A 10,001-nucleotide genomic window follows, 5' to 3' on the forward strand; every position below is an offset into this window, starting at 1 on the left:
TATTTTGAGGTACCTTCCAAAAAATTAAATTTTTATTTCCTGATAGTTATTTATGTAAATTCAGCTTATTTCTTCGTTTTGAGGGTGTTTATTTACCTTAAGCTGATGGATATGGAGTACCCCTTAGGTTAAAGAAATTTTTGATTAATATATTTATTGAAAAATACTTTGCATTTTCGGGCACAGATCCTCCTTCTATCCTATTATAGAAGCTATTTTGTACGTAAGGAATTTTTAAGGAATGGATAAGAAAAAAGAAATTTTTATTGTGTAGGATAAAAATATAAAGAAGAGTGGAAGGGGGATTAGATAAGATATATTTATGTAAAAAACAAACTCGTAATAAGAGTGTTCTAAGGAAAAGATATAATTTCTGGGATTAACATACATGTGAAAAAAGAGGAATTTACTGTTTGTTAGGACAGAAGGGTATTTTTAAAAATAATTATCATGAAGATGATTATGAATGCAATGTTGACCTTTTGTCATTGGTAGAGATGTTAGCTGTGTGATTTGTATGAAAGCAAGTAACCATCGATACAATATGAGTAGAGAAGAATGCCTTATGAAAACACATAGTCAAATTACATTTGCAAGCCTGGCTTTTTTAATAGCTGGAAGTTCCCTGTTATACACGACATCAACCCTAATTGTAAAAGCAGAGCGCACTCAAAATATATCTAGTTCGTTACAAACAAGTACGCAACGAGATCGTACTTCTATCAAGCAATGCGGGATACATTGCATCTTGGGTACCCGGGGATACTCGCTAAAATTTCTGAAGGTGGAAAAACGTAGGGGGATGCCACTGGGGGAGCGGATTGGAGCACTAAGAAACAAATGAAAACAGATTTTCGTTTTCATATTGGCAGCGTGACGAAGACGTTCACGGCAACTGTTGTACTTCAATTAGCTGGAGAGAATTGCTTGAATCTGGACGACTCCATCGAAAAATGGTTGCCTAGTATCATGCAAGGAAACGGATATGATGGTAAACAGATTACTATTCGGCAGATATTGAACCATACAAGTGGTATCGCTGAATACTCAAGGTCAACAGACTTTAATCTTATGGATATAAAAAGACGTATATGGCTGAAGAATTAGTAAAGATGGGGATTTCTTTGCCCCCAGACTTTGTCCCAGAAAAGGGCTGGTCCTACTCGAACATACTGGGTATCCTTATTGAAAAAGTAACAGGAAACAGCTATGCAGAAGAGATTGAAAATCGGATTATTGAATCGCTTGAATTGTCGAATACATTCCTACCTGGTAATTCCAGGAACCAAGCATGCCCGTGGATATGTACAACTAGACGGAGCAAATGAGCTAAAAGACGTAACATATTATAATCCAAGTATAGCTAGCTCGGCTGGAGATATGATTTCTACTGCTGACGACTTAAATAAATTCTTTTCTTATTTGCTTGGTGGCAAATTAATGAAAGAACAGCAACTAAAACAAATGCTTACTACAGTTTCCACAGGAAAGGGAGGAATCAATGGATATGGTCTAGGAATCTATGAAATTAAACTTCCTAACGGTGTCTCGATATGGGGACATACAGGTGGTATTCCAGGATTTGATACTTTTGTTGGAGGTACAACATGGAGGTAGGCATATGTTGGCCGTCAATTTGAACGGTATGGGTAGAGCCGAGAGTCCGGGGCTTTTTAAAAGTACTTTACTTGCTGAATTTAGCCGGTAGGGATAAAGACGGAATAGTAATTTATGTGATGTTTGTAATTGAACAAATAAGAGATGAAATCGATCATTTATCTAAGGAGGCATTTCTCTTATGGAAAATAAACGATTTGGGGTGTTAGCTGCTATCTTGGCTCTAACGATGATCCTACCAACAGGAGCGATAGCGTCTTCTAGTACTAAGACTCCGATTGTAGCTAGCCAAGAAGTTGCTAGCAAAGAATTGGAGAAGATTGCTGCAGAGAACGCTGCACTACTCACGAAGTCCTATGAGACGACTAGCGTGCAGTATGCGCTAATTGATAATGGTAAACTTATTTTATCGGATCAGACAGGCAAGAATGATATGGAAGGGAAACAGCCGCTGACCAAAGATACTTTATACGGGATTGGTTCAACCAGTAAAGTATATACAGCTGCGGCTGTTATGAAATTGGTCGATGAAGGAAAAGTCGATTTGGATACTCCTGTCGTTCGCTATATTCCTGAGTTCAAGATGAAAGATAAGCGATACAAGCGCATTACAATGCGTATGCTATTGAACCACTCCTCCGGTTTGCAAGGTACCACGTTAAATAATTCATTTTTATTTAAAGATAATGATACCTATACCCATGATATCTTGTTGCGGCAACTATCCACCCAAAGTTTGAAGGCGGACCCTGGCGCGTTTTCGGTATACTGTAACGACGGCTTTACGCTGGCCGAGATTTTGGTAGAAAGAGTCAGCGGTATGAGTTTTACTGAATTTCTACATCAACAGTTTACAAAGCCATTAAAACTGAATCATACGAAAACGCCACAGGATAAATGGGAGGACGAAAAGCGGGCTGGACTTTATTTTCCGACGTACCAAGGACAGCTTCCCATTGAAACGGTGAATGTGATTGGTACGGGAGGAATCTCTTCCACGGCAGAAGATGTGGTACGATTCTCACAATTATTTATGGGACAGGGAAAAGGAATCCTTTCTAATAAGGCAGTCAAGGAGATGGAGCAAGAGGAATATAAAAAAGGAATGTGGCCGGGGGCTGGAGATTATGTGTTCAACTATGGTCTTGGCTGGGATAGTGTGAAGCTATATCCATTCAATAGATATGGGATAAAGGCCTTGGCTAAGGGCGGCGACACGTTACTGCAACACGCTGCATTGGTCGTGCTTCCAGAGCAGAAGATGGCCGCAGCGGTGTTGTCATCTGGCGGAAGCAGCATGACAAATCAACTGTTGGCAACTAAATTACTGCTCGCCGCGCTTAAAGAGAAGGGGACAATTAAGGATATAAAGCCGGACAAATCTTTTGGCAAGCCAGTCAAGGCTAAGATGCCTCAAGCTGTGGCAAAGAAAGCGGGCTTTTACGGCAATAGCTACAGTCATTTTAAAATAGAAATTACGAAGAAGGGAGAACTGTTCTTACCATCTAATCGAGAAGAAAATTATGTATATACTGCAGATGGAAGCTTTATTAATGAGAAGGGCACCTCCAAGCTCAACTTTGTTACCGAGAAGAATGGAAGAACTTATTTGATGGAGAGCACATATAAATCAACACCAGGTTTAGGGCAAGATGTGCTGACTCACTATTTAGCTGAGAAACTAGAAGACAACGTGCTATCGAAGAAAACTGCTGCCGTATGGACGGATCGGGAAGGTGGCAAGTTCTATCTCGTGAACGAGAAATTTAGTTCTATGGACTATCTCGTACAACTGATACCTCTTACTAAACAAATTACTCGCCAAGAGGGCCTAAAAGGCTATTGGGATGGCAGAAAAATTACAGGTCCGAACACGGCGGCGCATCAAATCCAGATCCCTGTGATGGATGGGCGCGATACGACGGAAGCTCGTTTCTATACAGAGGGTGGTAAGGAATATATGCAGATAGACAGCTCGTTATACGTCAGCGAATCCAACGTAAAACCACTTGAGACAGGTCAATCATCGAAAGTTACACTGCAATCAAATGGGCATGCGAAATGGTTTACGATCCCGTATGCGGCAGCAGGGAAAACGATGACCGTGGAGTTGCCATCGAAGAGTTCGTTTGCGGTGTATGATGAGAAGGGAGTATGCGTCAATTTTACCGTTGTGAGCAACAATAACAAGGTAAAACTGCCAAAGAACGGAACGGTTGTATTTGCTGGCGCGCCGAACTCGGAATTTACAGTTATGTTGAACTAGCTACAATTCAAGATGAACTTCAACAAAACCAGCAAAACATTTTTCTATGTCGTGCTGGTTTTGTTTGTATTTTACGTATTACCTTTACGAAGAGGCTTTCCACGAATAATATTACACTCAAACTCTTGGCTTAATGCGCATAAGGTATTTGCCTTTATTAGCTTGATGGCGATGGGGTGCCGCCCAAAAAGAATAATCCAAAACATTTGGGACATGCACAGTCTCTTACTCATACAAAGTCACATTCTTTAATAAGAGCATTTGAAAAACAAGGAAGCTTACCTGGAAAAGTTACAATGTATGTTGACCAAAAAACTTGTAATATATGTCGTGGTGAATTGCCAGCTTTATTAAAAAGATTAGATGTAGATGAGTTAGAGGTTTTTAGTGGTGGGAATACAAAACCAATAATAAAAGATTGCAGTTTGTAAAAAAGCAAGATGGATTCCTTTTACAAGTCACACATATAGTGATGTAAGAGAAGGGAAGATTCTTTTGACATATGCAAAAGCCCCTTTCTAGATGAGAAAGGAGCTTTTGCATATGTACTTTACAAATTAGTCTTCAATAATTTCGTATTCTTCGTCTGACAGTAGTAGAATTTGTGTTTTTTTGCTTTTGTTTTGTATTTCAATCACATCATATGTACCTAGGTCTCTTAATTTATTTTGAGAAGCATTTACCATTACTTCCATAGAGTCAATTAAGATATCCTCTTCCATATATGATTCAGGTAAAGCCATATCTTCCGTATCTAATACACATGTGTATAGAGTGTGTAAATGTTCAGTAGTTGGATTTTCTTCTTGAACATCAATAATGTCTTTTACTGTTTCCATATGTTCTTCTTTTGGTTGATATACTTTAATTTTAGCCATTGTTTCAATCTCCTTTATAACATAGTCGTAGAGGCCATAGCTTATTATAACGTTTTTTAGTGAAAACATGAAATTGTTTCCTTCTATTTGTTTAAAAATTTTTCTTAATGTTTTTTTCAAGGAGATTTTAAAACTGCGGAATATGATTGTTGGAATGTTGTTGAATAACTTGAAAAAATGGGTGGCGTTTTTAGATGGGCCATTATAATACATGTTTATCATATTCTTGTAAGCGCCATTTATATTTCGCAATAATGGTCGGATGCATATCCTCTTTTTCAATATCGATGTCTTGAAATCCATATTTTTTATAGAACGAACCAAGTTCTTCAAACGGAATACAATATACGTGTGGTACTTTTGATTCTTTAGCCGTTCGAACTAAAAAAGAAACTAATCTTCCAGCTAGTTGCCGGCCACGATAGGTAGGGAGTATGTAAATACTGTCCATTTCAATTGTGCGCTCATCAATATGAACTAAACGTCCTAGTCCAGCTTGCTTTCCATTGTATGTAATAATCGCAACTCGATCTTGTATGAGATTACTAGGAACAAACTCTACTGATCTGTATTGATGATTAACCCAGTCTAAGTCTTCTTTTTGTGCAAGTCGGATCTCCATCTGATTTCCTCCTCATAAAATATGAATTTGTAGACATTGCGAGCATATAATCTACAATAGTTTCTCTTCCTTCAATCTTGTTTTACGTATATAATATGTAAAGGTAAACGTAAACGTTTTTATTATCGTATACTTAAAAAGAATAGAGGTTTAAAAATGGGTGTAAAAATTATTACAGACAGTGCGGCAGATTTACCAAAAGAGGTGCTGCAAGCTTACGATATAGATGTATTTCCGCTTCGTGTCTTTGATGAAGGAGAAACAGAGTATTTAGACGGGGTAACGTTAGAATCAACTCAATTGTTACAAAAAATGAGAGAAGGTGCAGCGTATAAAACATCGCTCCCTTCATTAAAAGCATTTCAAGAAACGTTTTCTACATATGCAAAAGAAGGTACGCCTTGTATATATTTAGCTTTTTCATCTGAACTCTCCGGTACATACCAATCTTCGCTCCTTGTTAAAGAAGAAGTACAAGAAACGTATCCAGATTTCGACTTAGACATTGTTGATACGAAATGTGCATCTCTTGGGCAAGGGCTTGTTGTCTTAGAAGCTGCTAAAATGGCAAAAGAAGGCGCGTCAAAAGAAGAAATTTTAAAGCGAGTTGCTTTTTTCATAACACATATAGAACATATCTTTACTGTAGGTGATTTACAATATCTTGTTAGAGGTGGCCGCCTCAGCAAAGTAGCTGGATTTATTGGTGGTTTACTAAATATTAAACCGATTTTAAATGTGGAAGAGGGAAAACTTGTACCACTTGAAAAAATAAGAGGCAAAAAGAAAATGTTAAGCCGCATGGTTGATATTATGGAAGAACGAGGGAAAAACCTTCAAAAGCAAACAATTGCTATTATACATGGTGATGAGTTAGAAACTGCTGAAGTATTAAAAACGCTCATTAAGGAGCGTTTTGGTTGTGAAGTATTTGTTGTAAATACAATTGGAGCAGCAATTGGAGCGCATACAGGGCCAGGTGTTTTAGCAATATTCTTCTTAAATGAAGTAGAGTAAAGGATTGATCTTTTTGATCAATCCTTTTTGTTTTCGTCTACAATAATCGGTCGATATGGAATAGGTGATGATAAGATCATGGAAGTCTTTACTGTACCGAAAGGAATCACAATATCAATCAATTTTTCTAATTCTTTCATAGAGCGAACGGCGACTTTTAAATAATAACAACTTTCACCAGTTACGCGGTGGCATTCGAGAATTTGGTGTTCTTCATAAATAATTTTTTCGAAATGTTTACAAGGGATTTTTAAACTTTCAATTCTTAAAAAGGCTTGAATGGACTTCCCAACTGCTTCTGGAGAAATTCGTGCTGTATATTTTTCGATGATGCCTGCATCGTGCAAACGTTTCAGCCTTTCTGTAATACTTGGTCGACTAAGATTTAAGTGTTCAGTCATGTCGGTAATAGTCATTCTAGCATCTTCTTGTAAAAGTAAAATAATTTTCTTATCAATTTCATCCATTCCACATAACCCTCCTTTATAAAATTGAAAGCAAATGGCTTAAATGACTGCATAATGTAAAGTGAATGCTTGAATTGTATTCGTTTTGAATATATGATAGATTAAAAAATTCTGTAATTTAAATATAAATGGAGATGACGATAAAGTCTAATTATTTCAAAAAATAGTTTTTATGATTACAAAAATTTTTATTGAGGTTCATCACTTATAGAAAATGGTATCACAGTTAAAACATGCGAATGGTTGCGGTTTTATAAGAAAGAATGGTTCTGTTTATCTGGATATTTTTATTTTTTGTATAATGGTTTAGAGGATTATAAGTTGCAATTATTTGTAAAAGTGAACTGTAGTAGTGGCAAACATAATACTCAATTCGTATCGGAGGAATGATTAATGCTTCATCACAAGCTGTGAAATAATGGAATGCAGAATAGTTGAAGGACTATATCGACTTATTATACAGCTGAAAAAAACTTGTATTACGGAGATTTTTATGATTGGTGATGTAGAGAAAGTTAGCGGTATAAAAGAATTTCAAATATATAAAGAGGGATACTGTTTCTTATGATGAGATGTATTTCTAATAGCGCAAAGGATGGAGCGATAATGTTATATGAAAACTTTTCGAAAACGGCAGCGAATGATTTTTCTGGAATTTTGGTGAAAATGCTTAAAATGAGACTATATGATCCGGTCCAATAAGAATGAAAGAAATTTCTTCCCCCTGAAGAAATTTCTTTCATTCAATTACGTTCTCACTTTTAACTGTTTTAATAAAATCTCCGGATGTCCTTTTACATAATAAAAATGTGGATGGTTTTCGTCATCGTAAATCATAATATAAGGTTTTTCATTTTTAGGAAGAAGGACAAGTACCTCATCGATAGTTGTATGAATCCATTGATTTGTGATGATAACAGGTTTGGTTAAAGGGATTTTAATCATATATCCGCTTCTAGGAACAACATTTATATTTGTAAATGCCCCAGTAATGGATTTTGCATATTGAATCGCATCGTGTTGAATTTCTGCATGTAACGATTGTTTTTGAACGACCATCCCTTTTTGACAGTCAAATACTTCAATTTGCTTACTTGTATTTGCAAGCGCATGTGTGGATAAGAAAAAGAAAAGCAGAGAAAGGATTCCTATTTTTTTGAACATAAAGTAACACCTCATACTTACTATGCCCTGAAAGATTATAAATATTTCTTTCTGTATGTATGGAATAAAAAGGAACATTAAAAAATCAGATAATAAAAAATGAAAAGATATATTTAAGAAACGAAGTATATCAAAATAAAATAGGATTAGAAATTATAAAAGATAGAATAAAAATTAATTACACACTTCATAAGTCATTGAAGGAAAAGGGAATAGGAGGAAAAAATGAGCAAGGGCGTTGCGTTATTACTAATAGATGTACAAAATATTATTTTTTCTTATGAAGTGGATGTTTTCAGTGGTCGTTCTATTTACAGGCTATTTTTGTTTTTATCCTGTTTAGGGCTTTTCATTATTAGTAGGGGATGAAGGAAAATCCACTGATTTAAGTTCTATTTTACTTCCAATAGTAGAAGGGAAGTAAGCCTGAATTCTAAAAAACAAGCACATCTTTATAGTATACATCATAAATAGCCGTGTATCATTCATTTTTTTCATGGGATATACGTCTATTTTATTTTCTGCATGCTGTTTGGATGTTTTTGGACTACGGCATGCCGGCTGTTTTAGAAACTTTAAAAGGAAAAAACGATTAAAGTATATGCAAAAAGTGCTTCTTACAATCAACATTGGGGTACCACCCCACACATCCATCAACTTAAGAATTTGGACTATTCTTGAAATTAAAAGCACGTTACTATTTTCTTATATCAATGAGAAAGGGTGACGTACTTTTTATGAATATGCATCCAAAACAAGAGTTGTCTTTATTTGCCGAGGAGTTATATCGATATATGTCTCCCACTACACTTAATCAATTAGCTATAGAAGCTGGTGGAATGAAACGAAAACGTAAGTGCCATGGGCACCATTTTCTATCTTTGTGTGTATGGTTAAATCAACAAATCGCTAATAGGACATTACTTTGGCATCCATTGAATCTGATTTCTCTGAGATACCTAGATTATTCTTACGAAATTCACCAACTGCTTTATTTTCCACTTGAAAGAGTTGATATCCTTCATTCAATAATACTTGCTGAACTAAATAGGAATAATGTCCACCAGTAGGTTCTAAAAGAATTAAGAAATCATCTCTGGTAATATTAAATTAATCTTCTATTTGTTTTAAAGCCTTTAAAAATTCCGCTATTCCTGTGCTATCGGAATTAAATTTCATCGTTTTTGTTCGTTTCCAAGCAATTCCTTTAGGATCTAAAAAAGCATCAAATTTAATACAAGAAGCTACATGGAAGCTAGCCCCAATATCTATCCCAACATAAAACTGATAAAACTTACGAATCTCTTGACCTTTATCATCTGAATGATTCCCATAACTAAAAGGAGTAATCGTATTTTCCATGATTTCCTCTCCGAACAGTAAGCAGTATGATTATATCTGACCATCCAAGTTTCTGTTAGAGCTTAGGCCCAATGTAGCATGTTAGGATTATATCGCCAGATATTTAATCTCAGATTTAATAAAAGAGTCTAGACTCACTAGCTCCATACACTTTTAGAGTTTCAACTGCACACTATTCACTATATTTGTTTTAAAATTTCTCTATATAGTCTATTAAACAGGAATATTCGACATTAACTATAATATTCCTTTTGAAATAATAAAAAACCTGTCGAAATTGACAGGTAATCCGTTAATTTATATTTAATTTAATGTGAAGTGCCATCTTTCTAATTGAATGGAGTGCCTCACATCAATATTAGAGGTCTATGAACAATAGCCCCAGTCCAGTTAATGGTCGGAATCACCTAAAGGTCACTGCACAATTTTATAATATCGCATCTAGTAAAATTAATAAACCAATGTCCTCAAACAACTTTCAAAGTTTCTATAAGAGAACTCACGTTTAAATCAAAGGTATGGATTTGAGTCAATATTTTGGACACAAAAAAGTTAAATCTAAGCTACTTTTATAGCCAGATCTTCTATTGTTTGAGGAGTTTTATAAC

Annotated in this window: 7 protein-coding genes and 3 pseudogenes; 5 read left to right on the forward strand and 5 right to left on the reverse strand. The window is 35.6% G+C overall.

Annotated elements, in window-relative coordinates:
* Window positions 1-565: 565 nt before the first annotated feature.
* The 3 genes and pseudogenes from MR056_RS15515 (at window position 566) to MR056_RS15525 (ending at window position 4,314) form a co-directional block, all read left to right on the forward strand.
* Window positions 566-1,708 (forward strand): annotated as a pseudogene (locus MR056_RS15515) (serine hydrolase domain-containing protein).
* Between the two features lie 90 nt (window positions 1,709-1,798).
* Complete coding sequence (locus MR056_RS15520) at window positions 1,799-3,883, forward strand: serine hydrolase domain-containing protein (protein ID WP_048724451.1); 2,085 nt, start codon at window positions 1,799-1,801, stop codon at window positions 3,881-3,883.
* A gap of 176 nt (window positions 3,884-4,059) precedes the next feature.
* Window positions 4,060-4,314, forward strand: coding sequence for a deaminase (locus tag MR056_RS15525; protein ID WP_048724450.1), 255 nt, complete (start codon window positions 4,060-4,062; stop codon window positions 4,312-4,314).
* 126 nt (window positions 4,315-4,440) lie between these two features.
* Here MR056_RS15525 and MR056_RS15530 read toward each other — a convergent pair whose 3' ends face one another.
* Together MR056_RS15530 and MR056_RS15535 are read right to left on the reverse strand one after the other, a co-directional pair.
* Window positions 4,441-4,761: a hypothetical protein gene (locus MR056_RS15530; protein ID WP_041809764.1), complete on the reverse strand. Its 321-nt coding sequence runs from the start codon at window positions 4,759-4,761 to the stop codon at window positions 4,441-4,443.
* 202 nt (window positions 4,762-4,963) lie between these two features.
* A complete protein-coding gene (locus MR056_RS15535) occupies window positions 4,964-5,383 on the reverse strand; it encodes a GNAT family N-acetyltransferase (protein ID WP_012094427.1) in 420 nt (139 codons plus the stop codon).
* A gap of 156 nt (window positions 5,384-5,539) precedes the next feature.
* Here MR056_RS15535 and MR056_RS15540 point away from each other — a divergent pair, with 156 nt between their 5' ends.
* Complete coding sequence (locus MR056_RS15540) at window positions 5,540-6,400, forward strand: DegV family protein (protein WP_048724449.1); 861 nt, start codon at window positions 5,540-5,542, stop codon at window positions 6,398-6,400.
* A 17-nt stretch (window positions 6,401-6,417) separates the two neighbouring features.
* Here MR056_RS15540 and MR056_RS15545 read toward each other — a convergent pair whose 3' ends face one another.
* Both MR056_RS15545 and MR056_RS15550 read right to left on the reverse strand, forming a co-directional pair.
* Window positions 6,418-6,867, reverse strand: a complete 450-nt coding sequence (locus MR056_RS15545; protein WP_012094425.1) for an Lrp/AsnC family transcriptional regulator — start codon at window positions 6,865-6,867, stop codon at window positions 6,418-6,420.
* 747 nt (window positions 6,868-7,614) lie between these two features.
* A complete protein-coding gene (locus MR056_RS15550) occupies window positions 7,615-8,031 on the reverse strand; it encodes a hypothetical protein (protein WP_012094424.1) in 417 nt (138 codons plus the stop codon).
* Between the two features lie 737 nt (window positions 8,032-8,768).
* Between MR056_RS15550 and MR056_RS15555 the strand changes: the two are divergent.
* Window positions 8,769-8,954, forward strand: a pseudogene (locus tag MR056_RS15555) (IS4 family transposase); the annotation flags it as partial.
* Here the strand turns inward: MR056_RS15555 and MR056_RS15560 are convergent.
* Window positions 8,944-9,393, reverse strand: a pseudogene (locus MR056_RS15560) (IS110 family transposase); the annotation flags it as partial. The pseudogenes MR056_RS15555 and MR056_RS15560 overlap by 11 nt on opposite strands.
* Between the last annotated feature and the right edge of the window lie 608 nt (window positions 9,394-10,001).

Origin of the sequence: Bacillus cereus group sp. BfR-BA-01360, assembly GCF_022663595.1 — a bacterium.
Classification (GTDB): domain Bacteria; phylum Bacillota; class Bacilli; order Bacillales; family Bacillaceae_G; genus Bacillus_A; species Bacillus_A cytotoxicus.

Bases quoted from the DNA above. Each gene is read 5' to 3' on its own strand.
- MR056_RS15530 (WP_041809764.1), bottom strand. From the start codon at position 4,761: ATGGCTAAAATTAAAGTATATCAACCAAAAGAAGAACATATGGAAACA.
- MR056_RS15520 (WP_048724451.1), top strand. From the start codon at position 1,799: ATGGAAAATAAACGATTTGGGGTGTTAGCTGCTATCTTGGCTCTAACG.
- MR056_RS15545 (WP_012094425.1), bottom strand. From the start codon at position 6,867: ATGGATGAAATTGATAAGAAAATTATTTTACTTTTACAAGAAGATGCT.
- MR056_RS15540 (WP_048724449.1), top strand. From the start codon at position 5,540: ATGGGTGTAAAAATTATTACAGACAGTGCGGCAGATTTACCAAAAGAG.
- MR056_RS15535 (WP_012094427.1), bottom strand. From the start codon at position 5,383: ATGGAGATCCGACTTGCACAAAAAGAAGACTTAGACTGGGTTAATCAT.
- MR056_RS15550 (WP_012094424.1), bottom strand. From the start codon at position 8,031: ATGTTCAAAAAAATAGGAATCCTTTCTCTGCTTTTCTTTTTCTTATCC.